General features: G+C 45.6%; 30 protein-coding genes. 1 reads left to right on the forward strand and 29 read right to left on the reverse strand.

Translation table 11 applies throughout. The annotated features are described in order from the left end of the window. Nucleotides 1–75 precede the first annotated feature (75 nt). Complete coding sequence (locus tag R7R24_RS11070) at nucleotides 76–555, forward strand: DUF2780 domain-containing protein (RefSeq protein ID WP_017820297.1); 480 nt, start codon at nucleotides 76–78, stop codon at nucleotides 553–555. A gap of 135 nt (nucleotides 556–690) precedes the next feature. Here the strand turns inward: R7R24_RS11070 and rplQ are convergent, their stop codons facing one another. The 29 genes from rplQ to rpmE all read right to left on the reverse strand — a co-directional run bounded on the left by rplQ (nucleotide 691) and on the right by rpmE (nucleotide 15,028). Then, the gene (rplQ, locus tag R7R24_RS11075; protein ID WP_005383141.1) at nucleotides 691–1,071 is read right to left on the reverse strand and encodes a 50S ribosomal protein L17; all 381 of its coding nucleotides are present in this window, start codon (nucleotides 1,069–1,071) and stop codon (nucleotides 691–693) included. A 26-nt stretch (nucleotides 1,072–1,097) separates the two neighbouring features. After that, nucleotides 1,098–2,090 (reverse strand): DNA-directed RNA polymerase subunit alpha, encoded by a 993-nt coding sequence (locus R7R24_RS11080; protein WP_005383143.1) that lies wholly within the window; start codon nucleotides 2,088–2,090, stop codon nucleotides 1,098–1,100. Nucleotides 2,091–2,114: 24 nt separating this feature from the next. Further along, a complete protein-coding gene (rpsD, locus tag R7R24_RS11085) occupies nucleotides 2,115–2,735 on the reverse strand; it encodes a 30S ribosomal protein S4 (protein ID WP_005383146.1) in 621 nt (206 codons plus the stop codon). 27 nt (nucleotides 2,736–2,762) lie between these two features. After that, nucleotides 2,763–3,152, reverse strand: a complete 390-nt coding sequence (gene rpsK / locus R7R24_RS11090) for a 30S ribosomal protein S11 (protein ID WP_001118870.1) — start codon at nucleotides 3,150–3,152, stop codon at nucleotides 2,763–2,765. 18 nt (nucleotides 3,153–3,170) lie between these two features. Then, nucleotides 3,171–3,527, reverse strand: a complete 357-nt coding sequence (rpsM, locus tag R7R24_RS11095; RefSeq protein ID WP_005383154.1) for a 30S ribosomal protein S13 — start codon at nucleotides 3,525–3,527, stop codon at nucleotides 3,171–3,173. 149 nt (nucleotides 3,528–3,676) lie between these two features. Next, on the reverse strand, nucleotides 3,677–3,790 hold the full coding sequence (gene rpmJ / locus R7R24_RS11100) for a 50S ribosomal protein L36 (protein ID WP_000868186.1): 114 nt from the start codon (nucleotides 3,788–3,790) through the stop codon (nucleotides 3,677–3,679). A gap of 38 nt (nucleotides 3,791–3,828) precedes the next feature. Then, on the reverse strand, nucleotides 3,829–5,163 hold the full coding sequence (secY, locus tag R7R24_RS11105; RefSeq protein ID WP_005379562.1) for a preprotein translocase subunit SecY: 1,335 nt from the start codon (nucleotides 5,161–5,163) through the stop codon (nucleotides 3,829–3,831). A gap of 20 nt (nucleotides 5,164–5,183) precedes the next feature. Next, the gene (rplO, locus tag R7R24_RS11110) at nucleotides 5,184–5,618 is read right to left on the reverse strand and encodes a 50S ribosomal protein L15 (protein ID WP_005383155.1); all 435 of its coding nucleotides are present in this window, start codon (nucleotides 5,616–5,618) and stop codon (nucleotides 5,184–5,186) included. Between the two features lie 5 nt (nucleotides 5,619–5,623). Beyond that, nucleotides 5,624–5,800 (reverse strand): 50S ribosomal protein L30, encoded by a 177-nt coding sequence (gene rpmD, locus R7R24_RS11115; protein ID WP_005379565.1) that lies wholly within the window; start codon nucleotides 5,798–5,800, stop codon nucleotides 5,624–5,626. A gap of 7 nt (nucleotides 5,801–5,807) precedes the next feature. After that, nucleotides 5,808–6,311 carry a 30S ribosomal protein S5 gene (gene rpsE / locus R7R24_RS11120; RefSeq protein WP_004745894.1) on the reverse strand — a complete coding sequence of 168 codons (504 nt, stop codon included), beginning with the start codon at nucleotides 6,309–6,311 and terminating at the stop codon, nucleotides 5,808–5,810. A 14-nt stretch (nucleotides 6,312–6,325) separates the two neighbouring features. Further along, nucleotides 6,326–6,679, reverse strand: coding sequence for a 50S ribosomal protein L18 (gene rplR, locus R7R24_RS11125; protein ID WP_005379568.1), 354 nt, complete (start codon nucleotides 6,677–6,679; stop codon nucleotides 6,326–6,328). Between the two features lie 9 nt (nucleotides 6,680–6,688). Further along, the gene (gene rplF, locus R7R24_RS11130) at nucleotides 6,689–7,222 is read right to left on the reverse strand and encodes a 50S ribosomal protein L6 (protein WP_005379570.1); all 534 of its coding nucleotides are present in this window, start codon (nucleotides 7,220–7,222) and stop codon (nucleotides 6,689–6,691) included. Nucleotides 7,223–7,235: 13 nt separating this feature from the next. Continuing rightward, nucleotides 7,236–7,628, reverse strand: a complete 393-nt coding sequence (gene rpsH, locus R7R24_RS11135; RefSeq protein ID WP_005379572.1) for a 30S ribosomal protein S8 — start codon at nucleotides 7,626–7,628, stop codon at nucleotides 7,236–7,238. Between the two features lie 29 nt (nucleotides 7,629–7,657). Beyond that, nucleotides 7,658–7,963 carry a 30S ribosomal protein S14 gene (gene rpsN / locus R7R24_RS11140; protein ID WP_004410442.1) on the reverse strand — a complete coding sequence of 102 codons (306 nt, stop codon included), beginning with the start codon at nucleotides 7,961–7,963 and terminating at the stop codon, nucleotides 7,658–7,660. Between the two features lie 17 nt (nucleotides 7,964–7,980). After that, nucleotides 7,981–8,520 carry a 50S ribosomal protein L5 gene (gene rplE, locus R7R24_RS11145; protein WP_005379573.1) on the reverse strand — a complete coding sequence of 180 codons (540 nt, stop codon included), beginning with the start codon at nucleotides 8,518–8,520 and terminating at the stop codon, nucleotides 7,981–7,983. A gap of 23 nt (nucleotides 8,521–8,543) precedes the next feature. Next, entirely contained in the window at nucleotides 8,544–8,861 is a 318-nt protein-coding gene (gene rplX, locus R7R24_RS11150; RefSeq protein ID WP_005379574.1) for a 50S ribosomal protein L24, read from the reverse strand. A gap of 13 nt (nucleotides 8,862–8,874) precedes the next feature. After that, entirely contained in the window at nucleotides 8,875–9,246 is a 372-nt protein-coding gene (rplN, locus tag R7R24_RS11155; protein WP_004410450.1) for a 50S ribosomal protein L14, read from the reverse strand. A gap of 162 nt (nucleotides 9,247–9,408) precedes the next feature. Further along, nucleotides 9,409–9,663, reverse strand: coding sequence for a 30S ribosomal protein S17 (gene rpsQ, locus R7R24_RS11160; RefSeq protein WP_005379575.1), 255 nt, complete (start codon nucleotides 9,661–9,663; stop codon nucleotides 9,409–9,411). Beyond that, a complete protein-coding gene (rpmC, locus tag R7R24_RS11165) occupies nucleotides 9,663–9,854 on the reverse strand; it encodes a 50S ribosomal protein L29 (protein WP_005379576.1) in 192 nt (63 codons plus the stop codon). The genes rpsQ and rpmC overlap by 1 nt, the downstream gene beginning before the upstream one ends. Continuing rightward, nucleotides 9,854–10,264, reverse strand: coding sequence for a 50S ribosomal protein L16 (rplP, locus tag R7R24_RS11170; protein WP_005379577.1), 411 nt, complete (start codon nucleotides 10,262–10,264; stop codon nucleotides 9,854–9,856). The genes rpmC and rplP overlap by 1 nt, the downstream gene beginning before the upstream one ends. An 11-nt stretch (nucleotides 10,265–10,275) precedes the next feature. Further along, a complete protein-coding gene (gene rpsC, locus R7R24_RS11175) occupies nucleotides 10,276–10,974 on the reverse strand; it encodes a 30S ribosomal protein S3 (RefSeq protein WP_005383161.1) in 699 nt (232 codons plus the stop codon). Between the two features lie 18 nt (nucleotides 10,975–10,992). After that, nucleotides 10,993–11,325, reverse strand: coding sequence for a 50S ribosomal protein L22 (rplV, locus tag R7R24_RS11180; RefSeq protein WP_005383164.1), 333 nt, complete (start codon nucleotides 11,323–11,325; stop codon nucleotides 10,993–10,995). Nucleotides 11,326–11,335: 10 nt separating this feature from the next. Next, complete coding sequence (gene rpsS / locus R7R24_RS11185) at nucleotides 11,336–11,614, reverse strand: 30S ribosomal protein S19 (RefSeq protein WP_004394525.1); 279 nt, start codon at nucleotides 11,612–11,614, stop codon at nucleotides 11,336–11,338. A gap of 21 nt (nucleotides 11,615–11,635) precedes the next feature. After that, nucleotides 11,636–12,460: a 50S ribosomal protein L2 gene (rplB, locus tag R7R24_RS11190; RefSeq protein ID WP_005383168.1), complete on the reverse strand. Its 825-nt coding sequence runs from the start codon at nucleotides 12,458–12,460 to the stop codon at nucleotides 11,636–11,638. A gap of 15 nt (nucleotides 12,461–12,475) precedes the next feature. Next, nucleotides 12,476–12,778: a 50S ribosomal protein L23 gene (rplW, locus tag R7R24_RS11195; protein ID WP_004398471.1), complete on the reverse strand. Its 303-nt coding sequence runs from the start codon at nucleotides 12,776–12,778 to the stop codon at nucleotides 12,476–12,478. Then, nucleotides 12,775–13,377: a 50S ribosomal protein L4 gene (rplD, locus tag R7R24_RS11200; RefSeq protein WP_005379556.1), complete on the reverse strand. Its 603-nt coding sequence runs from the start codon at nucleotides 13,375–13,377 to the stop codon at nucleotides 12,775–12,777. The genes rplW and rplD overlap by 4 nt, the downstream gene beginning before the upstream one ends. Before the next feature lie 17 nt (nucleotides 13,378–13,394). Beyond that, nucleotides 13,395–14,024, reverse strand: a complete 630-nt coding sequence (gene rplC, locus R7R24_RS11205) for a 50S ribosomal protein L3 (RefSeq protein WP_005379555.1) — start codon at nucleotides 14,022–14,024, stop codon at nucleotides 13,395–13,397. Between the two features lie 14 nt (nucleotides 14,025–14,038). Then, complete coding sequence (rpsJ, locus tag R7R24_RS11210; protein WP_004410492.1) at nucleotides 14,039–14,350, reverse strand: 30S ribosomal protein S10; 312 nt, start codon at nucleotides 14,348–14,350, stop codon at nucleotides 14,039–14,041. A 456-nt stretch (nucleotides 14,351–14,806) separates the two neighbouring features. Then, nucleotides 14,807–15,028, reverse strand: coding sequence for a 50S ribosomal protein L31 (gene rpmE, locus R7R24_RS11215; protein ID WP_005379546.1), 222 nt, complete (start codon nucleotides 15,026–15,028; stop codon nucleotides 14,807–14,809). Nucleotides 15,029–15,152: the final 124 nt, after the last annotated feature.

Below are 15,152 nucleotides of genomic sequence, written 5' to 3' on the forward strand. Positions count from 1 at the left end.
ACCTCTGAACCTTTCACTCTGATAGCCTTTAAAAATAAAATCACTTTTAAAAAACGCTCAACCTTTGGAGGTACTATGCGTAAAACACTCCTAACTCTAGCACTCCTATCAATCAACATTGGTAGTGCGCACGCATTCTTAGATTCAGTCACTCAAAAAAGTAAAGAAAGTGGCCTGATGGACATGGTCGGCAGCAGCTTGAACACCGAGTCGTCTCCATTAACAGACATGCTAACTAGCCAATTACCAGTATCCACTGAGCAAGCAGCCGGAGGCAGTGGTGCACTACTCGCTTTGGCTCAAAGCCAGCTTTCGCAAGAAAATAGTAGTGAGTTACAGTCTTTGATTCCTGGACTTTCAAACTTGCAAGGAGCACAAAGCTTACTAGGAAATATTGAGAATATCAGTGCAGTAAAAAGTGCATTCGATACGTTAGGTTTAGACCCATCTATGATCAGTCAGTTTGCTCCAGTAATCTTGGATTACTTGAACAAGCAAGGCGCTAGCGAAGGGCTTCTAAGTTCGTTGGGCGGGTTGTGGAATACTAGTAAATAAGCGCAAGTGATAGTCACTTTTTAAATTGCCAGTCTGCATGGGTTGAAATAAATGCAGGCTGGATATAAAGGTTTACTGAATTACAGATACAAAAAAGCCGAGCTAATGCTCGGCTTTCTCGTTCTTACGAACTGATTACTCAGCAGCTTCTTCAGCAGCTGGGCGATCTACAAGCTCAATGTAAGCCATTGGAGCTTTATCACCAGCACGGAAGCCAGCTTTTAGGATACGAGTGTAACCGCCCTGACGAGCAGCAAAACGTGGACCTAGTTCGTTAAATAGTTTTGCAACTACTTCGTTGTCACGAGTACGTGCAAATGCTAGACGACGGTTAGCAACACTGTCAGTCTTAGCTAGTGTAATCAAAGGCTCAACTACGCGACGTAGCTCTTTTGCTTTTGGCAAAGTAGTCTTGATAACTTCATGACGTACTAGAGAGCTAGCCATGTTGCTGAACATCGCTTTGCGATGTGAGCTGTTGCGGTTGAGTTGACGACCACTCTTACGATGGCGCATGACCTAATCCTTCTAACTAGTATCGATTAATCTTCAGCGATTGATGCAGGTGGCCAGTTTTCTAGGCGCATGCCCAGAGACAGACCACGTGACGCAAGTACGTCTTTAATCTCAGTAAGAGATTTTTTACCAAGGTTAGGCGTTTTAAGTAGCTCAACCTCAGTACGTTGTACTAGATCACCGATGTAGTGAATCGCTTCTGCTTTCAAACAGTTAGCAGAGCGAACTGTTAGTTCAAGATCGTCTACAGGACGCAGTAGGATCGGATCGAATTCTGGCTTCTCTTCCTTCTCCTCAGGAACTCGTACATCACGAAGATCTACGAATGCATCCAATTGTTCAGCTAGGATTGTAGCTGCACGACGGATTGCTTCCTCAGGTTCTAGAGTACCGTTTGTTTCCATATCGATAACAAGCTTGTCTAGATCAGTACGCTGTTCTACACGAGCTGCTTCTACAGCGTAGGCAATTTTGTCTACTGGGCTGTAAGTAGCATCTACTAGTAGGCGACCGATAGGACGCTCGTCTTCTTCGTTATGGATACGCGCAGAAGCTGGAACATAACCACGACCACGTTCAACTTTGATACGCATTGCGATCTCAGCGTTGTCATCCGTCAGGTGACAAATTACGTGTTCAGGGTTAGCGATCTCTACATCACCATCATGGGTGATGTCACCTGCAACCACAGGGCCCGAGCCTGATTTGTTCAAAGTAATGAACACTTCATCTTTGCCTTCGGCAACGCGCACAGCCAAACCTTTAAGGTTTAGAAGAATTTCAAGAATATCTTCTTGAACGCCTTCTTTCGTGCTGTACTCATGAAGTACGCCTTCAATTTCTACTTCTGTTACAGCACAACCTGGCATAGAAGATAGAAGGATGCGGCGAAGTGCATTACCCAGAGTATGACCAAAGCCACGCTCTAATGGCTCAAGAGTTACTTTTGCGTGAGTCGAGCTGATTTGTTCGATGTCAACTAGACGTGGCTTAAGAAATTCTGTTACAGAACCCTGCATTGTGTCCTCTCTTTAGTTTAAACCTTACTTAGAGTAAAGCTCGACGATCAATTGTTCGTTGATGTCAGCTGATAGATCAGAACGTTCAGGCATACGCTTGAATGTACCTTCCATCTTGCCACCATCTACTTCAATCCAAGTTGGTTTTTCACGTTGTTCAGCAACTTCTAGAGCTGCTTTGATACGAGCTTGCTGTTTAGCTTTCTCGCGAATAGAAACAACGTCATTAGCCGCTACTTTGAAAGAAGGAACGTTTACAACTTTACCGTTTACTAGGATAGCTTTGTGGCTAACTAGCTGACGTGCTTCTGCGCGAGTTGCGCCAAAGCCCATGCGGTAAACTACGTTATCAAGACGACCTTCAAGAAGCTGAAGTAGGTTTTCACCAGTGTTGCCTTTTAGGCGAGCAGCTTCTTTGTAGTAGTTACGGAATTGTTTTTCTAGAACGCCGTACATACGACGTACTTTTTGCTTCTCACGAAGCTGAACGCCATACTCAGATAGACGACCGCGACGAGCGCCGTGTACACCTGGTGCGTTATCAATTTTACACTTGGTATCGATCGCGCGAACACCAGACTTAAGGAATAAGTCAGTGCCTTCACGACGGCTAAGCTTCAGCTTAGGACCCAAATATCTTGCCATGATTCTTCTCCAATTGTCCTAGAAACGTTATACGCGACGTTTCTTAGGTGGACGACAACCGTTATGAGGGATTGGTGTAGCATCAACGATGTTTGTGATGCGGAAACCAGCGGCGTTTAGTGCACGAACAGTAGATTCGCGACCTGGACCAGGACCCTTAACCATAACTTCCAAGTTCTTTAGGCCGTATTCTTTAGCCATTTCAGCACAACGCTCAGCAGCAACCTGTGCAGCGAACGGAGTAGACTTACGAGAACCACGGAAACCAGAACCACCTGCAGTAGCCCATGCAAGAGCGTTACCTTGACGGTCAGTAATGGTTACGATTGTGTTATTGAAAGAAGCATGGATGTGCGCAACGCCATCTGCAACTTGCTTGCGTACGCGCTTACGAGCGCGAGTTGGTTGTTTAGCCATTGTACTCTACCTTCCCGATTATTTCTTGATCGGCTTACGCGGACCCTTACGGGTGCGAGCGTTGGTTTTAGTACGCTGTCCACGTAGTGGTAGACTGCGACGATGACGAAGACCACGGTAACAGCCAAGGTCCATAAGACGCTTGATGTTCATAGATACTTCACGACGTAGATCACCTTCTACAGTGTACTTAGCTACACCATCACGCAGTTGATCGATCTGCTCTTCAGTTAGTTCACTGATCTTAACATTTTCAGCAATACCCACTTCAGCTAGGATAGCTTGAGAGCGAGTTTTACCGATGCCGTAGATCGCTGTTAGAGCGATTACTGCATGTTTCTGATCAGGAATGTTAATGCCTGCTATACGGGCCATTATTCACTCCTAAGTGTTTCTATAAAAGAATTAGCCGCAGCAAAGCCCGTTATGGATACGCTGCGGAATACTACTTCTTTTGCACGCAAAAGGTAGGCCGAGGAATATACTCGACCCAACCTTCATTTTCAAGTAAAAATTTCTGCTAATTAGCCTTGGCGCTGTTTGTGCTTTGGCTCACTGCAAATCACGCGAACGACACCGTTACGCTTGATTACTTTACAGTTACGGCAGATTTTTTTAACGGAAGCACGAACTTTCATTGCTAAACTCCGTAAATGAAACTGAGTCTACCGCCGGATTAACGGCCGTAGCCTTTCAGATTCGCTTTCTTCAACACAGAATCATACTGTTGAGACATCAGATGAGTCTGTACCTGTGCCATAAAGTCCATAATTACAACAACTACGATTAGTAGCGATGTACCGCCGAAGTAGAAACGTACGTTCCACGCGACCATCATGAACTCGGGAATCAGACAGATAAAGGTAATGTACAGTGCACCAGCAAGGGTTAAACGTGTCATTACTTTATCAATGTATTTCGCTGTCTGCTCACCTGGGCGGATACCGGGTACGAATGCACCAGACTTCTTCAAGTTATCTGCTGTTTCACGCGGGTTGAAAACCAACGCCGTGTAGAAGAAACAGAAGAAGATAATTGCTGCTGCATAAAGCATTACATACAACGGTTGACCTGGGCTAAGAGCCAAAGACACGTCAGTTAACCAACCGAACGCGCTGCTCTCACCGTTTTGACCAAACCACTGAGCCAATGTTCCTGGGAACAAGATAATACTTGATGCAAAAATCGCTGGAATTACACCTGCCATGTTAATTTTAAGAGGCAAGTGCGAGCTTTGCGCAGCAAATACTTTACGACCTTGTTGACGTTTCGCATAGTTAACGACGATTCGGCGTTGACCACGTTCCATGAAAACAACGAAGTAAATTACTGCAAAAGCTAATACCGCGATTAGCAACAGAAGAAGTACATGCAATTCACCTTGACGCGCTTGCTCGATTGTTTGACCGATTGCAGAAGGCAATCCAGCAACAATACCTGCAAAAATCAGTATCGAAATACCGTTACCAATTCCGCGCTCTGTAATTTGTTCACCTAACCACATCAAGAACATGGTACCGGTTACTAAACTTACGGTAGCAATTAGCGTAAACATGGTTTGGTTGATAACAACCAGATTGTCGACCATGTTTGGTAGGCCAGTTGCAATACCTATAGCTTGGAAGGTTGCAAGTACAAGCGTGCCGTAGCGTGTGTATTGGCTTATCTTACGACGGCCTGCTTCACCCTCTTTTTTGAGTTCAGCTAACGCTGGATGAACTACAGTTAGCAATTGGACAACAATAGATGCCGAAATATACGGCATGATGCCCAATGCTAATATAGATGCACGCTCAAGAGCACCACCGGAGAACATGTTAAACATTTCAACGATGGTACCTTTTTGCTGTTCGAACAAATCGGCAAGTACAGCAGCGTCAATACCAGGAATCGGCACAAAAGAGCCGGCTCGGAATACTAAAAGTGCACCAATTACGAATAACAAGCGCGACTTTAGTTCACTTAAGCCGCTCTGAGCACTACGAAAATCTTGTCCTGGTTTCTTAGCCATCTGTACCTCGTTCCTCGAGATTATTCCTCGATTTTACCGCCTGCAGCTTCGATTGCAGCTTTAGCGCCTTTAGTCACACGTAGACCTTTAACAGTCACTGCTTTGTTGATTTCACCAGAAAGAACAACTTTTACAAATTCGATGTTCTTAGTGATGATGTTAGCAGCTTTAAGACTGTTTAGATCAACTACGTCACCAGAAACTTTCGCTAGCTCAGCTAGACGAACTTCAGCAGACACTAGGCTCTTACGAGAAGTGAAACCGAATTTTGGTAGACGTTGTTTCAGAGGCATCTGACCGCCTTCGAAACCTGGACGAACACTGCCGCCAGAACGTGATTTTTGACCTTTGTGACCACGGCCACCAGTTTTACCTAGGCCTGAACCGATACCACGACCTACTCGCTTCGCAGAAGTTTTCGCGCCAGCAGCCGGTGCTAGAGTATTCAAACGCATTCTGATTACTCCTCAACTTTAACCATGTAGTAAACCTTGTTGATCATACCGCGAATACACGGAGTATCTTCAAGTTCTACTGTGTGGTTGATTTTACGAAGACCTAGACCGCGCAAAGTAGCTTTGTGCTTTGGCAGACGACCAATTGAGCTTTTAGTTTGAGTTACTTTAATAGTTGCCATGGTGTTCTTACTCCGAAATAGATTCAACAGTTAGACCACGTTTAGCAGCAACCATTTCTGGTGACTTCATGCTACCTAGTGCATCGATCGTTGCACGAACGATGTTGATAGGGTTCGTAGAACCGTACGCTTTAGATAGTACGTTGTGTACACCAGCAACTTCTAGTACTGCACGCATCGCACCACCTGCGATAACACCAGTACCTTCTGCAGCAGGCTGCATGTAAACTTTAGAGCCCGAATGGCGACCTTTCACTGGGTGGTGAAGAGTGCCTTCGTTTAGAGCGATCGTAGTCATGTTACGACGCGCTTTTTCCATTGCTTTTTGAATCGCTGCAGGTACTTCACGAGCTTTGCCGTAACCGAAACCTACACGACCGTTACCGTCACCAACTACTGTTAGTGCAGTGAAGCTCATGATTCGACCACCTTTAACCGTTTTAGAAACACGGTTAACTGCGATTAGCTTTTCTTGCAAATCATTCGCTTGAACTTGTTGTTCTTTAGCCATCTTCCAACCCTACCTTAGAATTTCAGACCAGCTTCGCGAGCAGATTCTGCTAGCGCCGCTACTCGACCGTGGTATTGGAAACCAGAACGATCAAATGCAACTGCAGTTACGCCCTTCTCTAGAGCGCGCTCAGCAATAGCTTTACCCACTGCTTTAGCTGCATCAACGTTACCAGTGTATTTCACTTGCTCACGGATCGCTTTTTCTACAGTAGAAGCTGCTGCGATAACCTCAGAGCCGTTAGCCGCGATAACCTGTGCGTACACGTGACGAGGAGTACGGTGTACAACTAGGCGAGTCGCACCCAGTTCTGCAATCTTACGACGTGCACGTGTAGCACGACGGATGCGAGATGCTTTCTTATCCATAGTGTTACCTTACTTCTTCTTAGCTTCTTTAGTACGCACATTTTCATCTGCGTAACGAACACCTTTGCCTTTGTATGGCTCAGGCTCACGGTAAGAACGAATGTCAGCCGCAACTTGACCAACTAGTTGCTTGTCAGCACCAGTGATCACGATTTCAGTTTGGCTTGGACATTCAGCTTTAATACCCGCTGGCAACTCGTGCTCAACTGGGTGTGAGAAGCCTAGTGTTAGACCTACAGCGTTGCCTTTGATAGCAGCACGGTAACCTACACCTTTAAGAGTTAGCTTCTTAGTAAAGCCTTCAGTAACACCAACAACCATGTTGTTAACTAGAGCGCGAGCAGTACCTGCTTGAGCCCATGCGTTAGCAACACCTTCTTTAGGACCGAAAGTCAGGTTATTTTCTTCCTGAGCGATTACAACTGCGTTGTTAAGAACGCGAGTTAGTTCGCCTTTCGCACCTTTTACAGTGATTTCTTGGCCGTTTAGTTTCACCTCTACGCCAGCTGGAATAGCGACAGGTGCTTTTGCAACACGAGACATAGTCTACTCCTTATTAAGCTACGTAAGCGATGATTTCACCACCAAGACCTGCTTTACGTGCAGCGCGGTCTGACATAAGACCCTTGGAAGTAGAAACGATAGCAATACCAAGACCACCCATTACAGAAGGAAGTTCATCTTTCTTCTTGTAAACACGTAGACCTGGACGAGAAACACGTTTAAGTTGCTCGATTACTGGTTTAGCTTGGAAGTACTTAAGTGTAACTTCTAGCTCAGGTTTTGCTTCGCCTTCAACAGCGAAGTCAACGATGTAACCTTCAGCTTTTAGTAGTGCAGCAATTGCAACTTTAAGCTTTGAAGAAGGCATTTTTACAGCAACTTTGTTTGCTGCCTGACCGTTACGAACGCGGGTCAGCATATCCGAAATCGGATCTTGCATGCTCATATGATTTACTCCAAATGATTAAGTGGCAATTACCAGCTAGCCTTACGAAGACCCGGAATCTCGCCTTTCATGCAAGCTTCACGAACCTTAATACGGCTTAGACCGAACTTACGTAGGTAACCGTGTGGACGACCAGTTTGGTTGCAACGGTTGCGCTGACGTGATGCACTTGAATCACGTGGAAGAGATTGCAGTGTAAGAACCGCGTTCCAACGATCTTCTTCAGATGCGTTTACATCGCTGATGATAGCTTTTAGCGCTGCACGCTTTTCAGCGAACTTAGCTACTAGCTTCGCACGTTTTGCTTCACGTGCTTTCATTGAATTTTTAGCCATAACAGTAACCCTTCACCTTACTTACGGAATGGGAAGTTAAAGGCAGCCAGCAGAGCACGGCCTTCCTCATCAGTACCAGCAGACGTCGTAATAGTGATGTCTAGACCGCGTACTCGATCAACTTTATCAAAGTCGATTTCCGGGAAGATGATTTGCTCGCGAACGCCCATGCTGTAGTTACCGCGACCGTCAAAAGACTTAGCGCTAACACCACGGAAGTCACGTACACGTGGAAGAGCGATGTTAATTAAACGCTCAAGAAAATCCCACATACGTTCGCCACGCAAGGTTACTTTACAACCGATAGGGTAGCCTTCACGGATTTTGAAACCTGCAACAGATTTGCGCGCTTTTGTGATAAGTGGCTTTTGACCAGAGATCGTTGCCATATCAGACGCTGCATTTTCTAGCAGTTTCTTATCGTTGATTGCTTCACCAACACCCATGTTTAGGGTGATTTTCTCGATTCTAGGGACTTGCATGACGCTTGTGTAACCGAACTGTTTGGTCAGTTCAGCGACTACAGACGACTTGTAGTAATCATGCAGTTTCGCCATAGTAGAACTCCAAATTACTTCTATTAGTTAGAAACGGTTTCGCCGTTAGACTTGAAGAAACGAACTTTTTTGCCGTCTTCAAAACGGAAACCGATACGGTCAGCTTTACCAGTAGCTGCGTTAAAGATAGCCACGTTAGAAACGTCGATAGCTGCTTCTTGCTCTACGATACCGCCTTGGATACCCATAGCTGGAACAGGTTTCTGATGTTTCTTAACTAGGTTGATACCTTCAACGATAACTTTACCAGTTGCTAGAACCTTAGTTACTTTACCTTTCTTGCCTTTGTCTTTACCAGCAAGAACGATTACTTCGTCATTACGACGGATTTTAGCTGCCATTTCTACGTGCTCCTTACAGAACTTCTGGAGCCAGTGAAACGATCTTCATGAACTTATCGCCACGAAGTTCGCGTGTCACAGGACCAAAGATACGTGTACCGATTGGTTGCTCAGTATTGTCGTTTAGCAATACGCAAGCATTTCGGTCGAAGCGAATGACAGAACCGTCAGGACGACGTACGCCTTTACGGGTGCGCACTACCACCGCCTTCAGAACATCACCTTTTTTAACTTTACCGCGAGGGATTGCTTCCTTCACAGTAACTTTGATGACGTCACCGATATGTGCATAACGGCGGTGAGAGCCACCCAGAACCTTAATACACATTACGCTGCGTGCGCCTGAGTTATCAGCTGCGTCCAGCATACTTTGCATTTGGATCATGTTAGTGCTCCGCTAAATATTAATAACTAGACCCATCACGGGTCGGGCTGCCTCTTTAAAAGGGACGCGAATTGTACCACCCTTTTTTGTGATTGGGTAGTCAAAAAATAAACGGCTCCAAAAATATTTTGGAGCCGCTTTAGTTTCATAGAATTAACGAGATTAAATCTTCGCCTTTTCTAGAACTTTTACCAAAGTCCAAGACTTAGTCTTAGACAGTGGACGACACTCTGCGATTTCAACTGTGTCGCCTAGGCCACACTCGTTGTTCTCGTCATGTGCGTGTACTTTAGTCGTACGTTTTACGTATTTACCGTAGATTGGGTGTTTTACGAAACGTTCGATAGCAACAGTGATAGACTTGTCCATCTTGTCGCTAACAACACGACCTTGTTGAGTACGTTTTACTTCGCTCATTATGCGCCTGCCTTCTCAGTCAAAACAGTTTTCACACGTGCGATATCACGGCGTACAGCTTTCAGAGTATGAGTTTGCTGTAGTTGACCAGTCGCAGCTTGCATGCGCAAGTTGAACTGTTCGCGTAGCAAATTCATTAGCTCAGCGTTAAGCTCTTCAACGCTTTTCTCGCGTAGATCTTGTGCTTTCATCACATCACCTGCTTAGTTACAAATGTAGTTTTGAAAGGCAGTTTACGTGCCGCAAGACGGAACGCTTCACGTGCCAATTCTTCAGGTACACCACCCATTTCGTACATAACCTTACCAGGTTGGATTTGGGCTACCCAGTACTCAACGTTACCTTTACCCTTACCTTGACGAACTTCAAGTGGTTTTTCTGTGATTGGTTTGTCTGGGAACACACGGATCCAGATTTTACCTTGACGCTTAACGTGACGTGTCATTGCACGACGTGCCGCTTCGATTTGACGAGCAGTTAGACGACCACGGCCAACAGCTTTAAGACCGAATTCGCCGAAGCTTACATCAGTACCTTTAGCTAGACCACGGTTACGACCAGTCTGAACCTTACGGAACTTAGTACGTTTAGGTTGTAGCATCTGTCGACTCCTTACTTACGGCCTTTACGCTGCTTCTTAGGCTTGTCGCCTTTAGGCTCTACAGCGTTAGCTGCTGGCATACCACCTAGGATTTCACCTTTGAAGATCCAAGTTTTAATGCCGATCACACCGTATTGAGTGTGAGCCGAAGAAGTTGCGTAATCAATGTCAGCACGTAGAGTGTGTAGAGGCACACGGCCTTCACGGTACCACTCTGAACGTGCGATTTCAGCGCCGCCTAGACGACCGCTTACTTCCACTTTGATACCTTTAGCGCCTAGGCGCATAGCGTTTTGTACTGCGCGCTTCATAGCACGACGGAACATAACACGACGCTCTAGCTGAGACGCGATGCTGTCACCAACAAGTTGCGCATCTAGTTCAGGCTTACGTACTTCAGCGATGTTAATTTGCGCTGGTACACCTGCAATTTTAGCTACAGCTGCGCGTAGCTTCTCAACGTCTTCACCTTTCTTACCGATAACAACGCCTGGACGAGCAGTGTGAATAGTCACACGGATGCTCTTAGCAGGACGCTCGATAACGATACGTGATAGAGACGCTTTTTTCAGTTCACTTGTAAGGAACTGACGTACCTTGAAGTCGCCGTCTAGGTTGTCAGCGAAATCTTTGGTGTTAGCAAACCATGTAGCATTCCAAGGCTTAACGATGCCTAGACGAATACCATTTGGATGTACTTTTTGACCCATTGCTTACTCTCCTAGTCTCTAGCGATCTGCTACAACAACAGTGATGTGGCTTGAACGCTTCAAGATACGATCCGCACGACCTTTAGCACGAGGCATAATACGCTTCATGGTTGGGCCTTCATCTACAAAGATTTTTGCGACATTCAGATCGTCAATATCTGCACCTTCGTTGTGCTCCGCGTTAGCGATAGCAGACTCTAGAACTTTCTTAACTAGTGCAGCAGCTTTTTTGTTGCTGAACGTTAGGATTTCTAGAGCTTGGTCAACAGATTTACCACGGATTAGATCCGCAACTAAGCGAGCTTTCTGAGGCGAAATGCGAGCAAAGTTATGTTTAGCAATTGCTTCCATTATCTACTCCTTAGCGCTTCTTAGCTTTCTTATCCGCAGCGTGACCGCGGTAAGTACGTGTTGGTGCGAATTCACCCAGTTTGTGACCGATCATTTCATCAGTTACAAATACTGGTACGTGCTGACGACCATTATGGACAGCGATGGTCAAACCGATCATCGTAGGGATGATCATTGAACGACGGGACCAAGTCTTAATAGGCTTTTTGTCTCCGCTTTCCACCGCTTTCTCTACCTTCTTCAGCAAGTGTAGGTCAATAAAAGGACCTTTCTTGAGAGAACGTGGCATGGCGATTCCTCTTTATATAGATTACTTGTTACGACGACGTACGATGTACTTGTCAGTGCGTTTGTTCTTACGAGTCTTGAAGCCTTTAGTAGGCATACCCCAAGGAGATACTGGGTGACGACCACCAGAAGTACGACCTTCACCACCACCATGTGGGTGGTCAATCGGGTTCATTACAACACCACGAACCGTTGGACGGATACCGCGATGACGTGATGCACCTGCTTTACCAAGTTCACGTAGCATGTGCTCAGAGTTACCAACTTCACCGATTGTTGCACGGCCTTCAGAAAGAACTTTGCGCATCTCGCCAGAACGTAGACGGATAGTTACGTACGCACCGTCGCGAGCAACGATTTGAGCGTAAGCACCAGCCGAACGAGCTAGCTGACCACCTTTACCAGGCTTAAGTTCAACGTTATGTACTGTTGAACCTACTGGGATATTACGCATTGGTAGAGTGTTACCAGCTTTGATTGGTGCATCAACACCAGACTGAATAACATCACCAGCTACAACACCTTTAGGTGCTAGGATGTAGCGACGCTCACCGTCTTTGTAAAGAACTAGAGCAATGTTTGCGCTACGGTTTGGATCGTATTCAAGACGCTCAACTGTCGCTGGAATACCATCTTTAGTACGTTTGAAGTCAACTACACGGTAGTGGTGCTTGTGACCACCGCCGATGTGACGTACTGTGATACGACCCTTGTTGTTACGACCACCGTTCTTAGAGTTTTTCTCTAGAAGAGGTGCGTATGGCTTGCCCTTGTGTAGGTCAGCGTTAACAACTTTAACAACGTGACGACGACCAGGGGAAGTCGGCTTACATTTAACAATAGCCATTTTTAACTACTCCTGTTATTCCGCGCCGCCAACGAAGTCAAGATCTTGACCTTCTTTCAAAGTAACGTACGCTTTCTTAACGTCGCTGCGGCGACCTTGGCGTAGACCTTGACGTTTGGTCTTACCCTTAGTGATAAGAGTATTTACAGACTTAACTTCAACTTCAAATAGCTTTTCTACAGCTGCTTTGATCTCTTTTTTAGTCGCATCTTTAGCTACTTTGAAAACGATAGTGTTCGCTTTCTCAGCTGCCATAGTTGCTTTTTCAGAGATGTGCGGTGCACGTAGAACTTTTAGGATACGCTCTTCAGTGATCATGCTAGCATTTCCTCTACTTGCTTAACTGCTTCTGCAGTCATTACAACTTTGTCAAACGCGATTAGAGATACTGGATCGATACCAGCAACATCACGTGCGTCAACTTTGTATAGGTTACGAGCAGCTAGGAATAGATTCTCATCTACTTCGCTAGTCACGATTAGAGCGTCAGTTAGCTCAAGCTCTTTGAGCTTAGCAACTAGCTCTTTAGTCTTTGGTGCTTCAACTGAGAAGTTATCAACAACGATTAGACGCTCTTGACGAACAAGCTCAGAAAGAATGCTCTTCATAGCACCACGGTACATTTTTTTGTTTACTTTTTGGCTGTGATCTTGTGGTTTCGCAGCAAAAGTAACACCACCTGTACGCCAGATTGGGCTACGGATTGTACCAGCACGCGCACGGCCAGTACCTTTTTGACGCCATGGCTTAGCGCCACCGCCAGAAACTTCTGAACGTGTTTTTTGAGCACGAGTACCTTGACGAGCACCTGCTGCGTACGCAACAACTACTTGGTGTACAAGAGCTTCGTTAAACTCACGTCCGAAAGTAGTTTCGGAAACAGTTAGTGCATCGGCACCTTTAACCATTAGTTCCATTACTTACTCCTGAGACGTTATGCTTTAACAGCTGGTTTAACGATCACGTTGCCGCCAGTTGCGCCTGGGACTGCACCTTTAATAAGAAGCAGGTTGCGCTCAGCGTCAACACGTACGATCTCTAGGTTTTGAGTCGTTACACGCTCAGCACCCATGTGACCTGCCATTTTCTTGCCTTTAAATACGCGACCTGGAGTCTGACATTGACCGATAGAACCAGGAGCACGGTGAGACAATGAGTTACCGTGAGTCATATCTTGAGTACGGAAGTTCCAACGCTTAACAGCGCCTTGGAAACCTTTACCCTTAGATGTACCAGTAACGTCTACTTTCTTAGTTTCGTTGAATAGTTCAACAGTTAGTTCTGAACCAACTTCGAACTCTTCGCCGTTTTCTAAACGGAATTCCCAAAGACCGCGACCAGCTTCAACGCCAGCTTTAGCAAAGTGACCTGCTTCAGCTTTGTTTACACGGTTAGCTTTCTTAGAACCAGCTGTAACCTGGATTGCTGCGTAGCCGTCAGTTTCAAGAGTTTTCACTTGAGAAACACGGTTAGCTTCAACCTCAACAACTGTTACTGGGATAGAAACGCCTTCTTCAGTAAATACGCGGGTCATGCCCACTTTACGACCGATTAGACCAATCATACTTCTAATCTCCCTTAACCTAGGCTAATTTGAACGTCAACGCCCGCAGCAAGGTCTAGACGCATTAGAGCATCAACAGTCTTGTCTGTTGGCTCAACGATGTCGATTAGACGCTTGTGAGTACGGATTTCGTACTGGTCACGTGCTTTCTTGTTAACGTGTGGAGAGATAAGAACTGTGAAACGCTCTTTACGAGTTGGCAGTGGGATTGGACCACGAACCTGTGCGCCAGTGCGCTTAGCTGTTTCAACGATTTCCGCTGTAGAAGCATCGATTAGTTTGTAATCGAAAGCTTTTAGGCGGATACGGATACGTTGGTTCTGCATGAGACAGAGCTCCAAATTTAATAAATTACACAAACAATATCGCCACCCAAACTCGTCAAGACGAGAGAATGCCGATTGATTTATGTGAAACCGTAGCATCCAAGATTAGGACGCATTGTCAGTTAATTTTCGATTAACTATCCCTATATGCCAAAGTCACCTTTGAGGATAGTTTTTCCGAAGAAAAGATAGCTAATTGTATTAACCGCGAACATAAGCTGAGTATACATTACCTCGCAAATCCTTAGATTTGCTCGCTCCTCACTGCTCATTGGTTCACAACTGGCTTAACCAGTGCGCTGCATTATACAGATCACACTTTAGGTTGCAAGCGCTGAGTGAAAAATAATCGGGAATATTCCAAACCCCATACATTCCTCTTCGCTTGGTAGCCATTAAAACAAAAAGGACGCCGAAGCGTCCTTTTCTAAACTGTAATCGTAATAGCGGCTGCTATTATTTCTTACCGCTTGATAGTGCACCGAAACGCTTGTTGAAGCGATCAACACGGCCGCCTGTATCAACGATACGTTGCTTACCAGTGTAGAATGGGTGACACTTGTCACATACGTCTAGGTGGATAGACTCTTTACCTAGAGTAGAGTTGAACTCAAAAGAGTTGCCGCAAGAACAAGTCGCTTTTACTGCTTTGTATTCTGGGTGGATACCAGCTTTCATGGGATAACCTCAATAGTAGGCCGTGTCGCTATACGAATCTAAGCCGCACACCACACGCAATTAATAATAAAATGGGATACCGCATCAACTAATTGCCGAAGCCATATCTCAAGGCGCGATATAG

This window comes from Vibrio sp. 704, assembly GCF_033339295.1.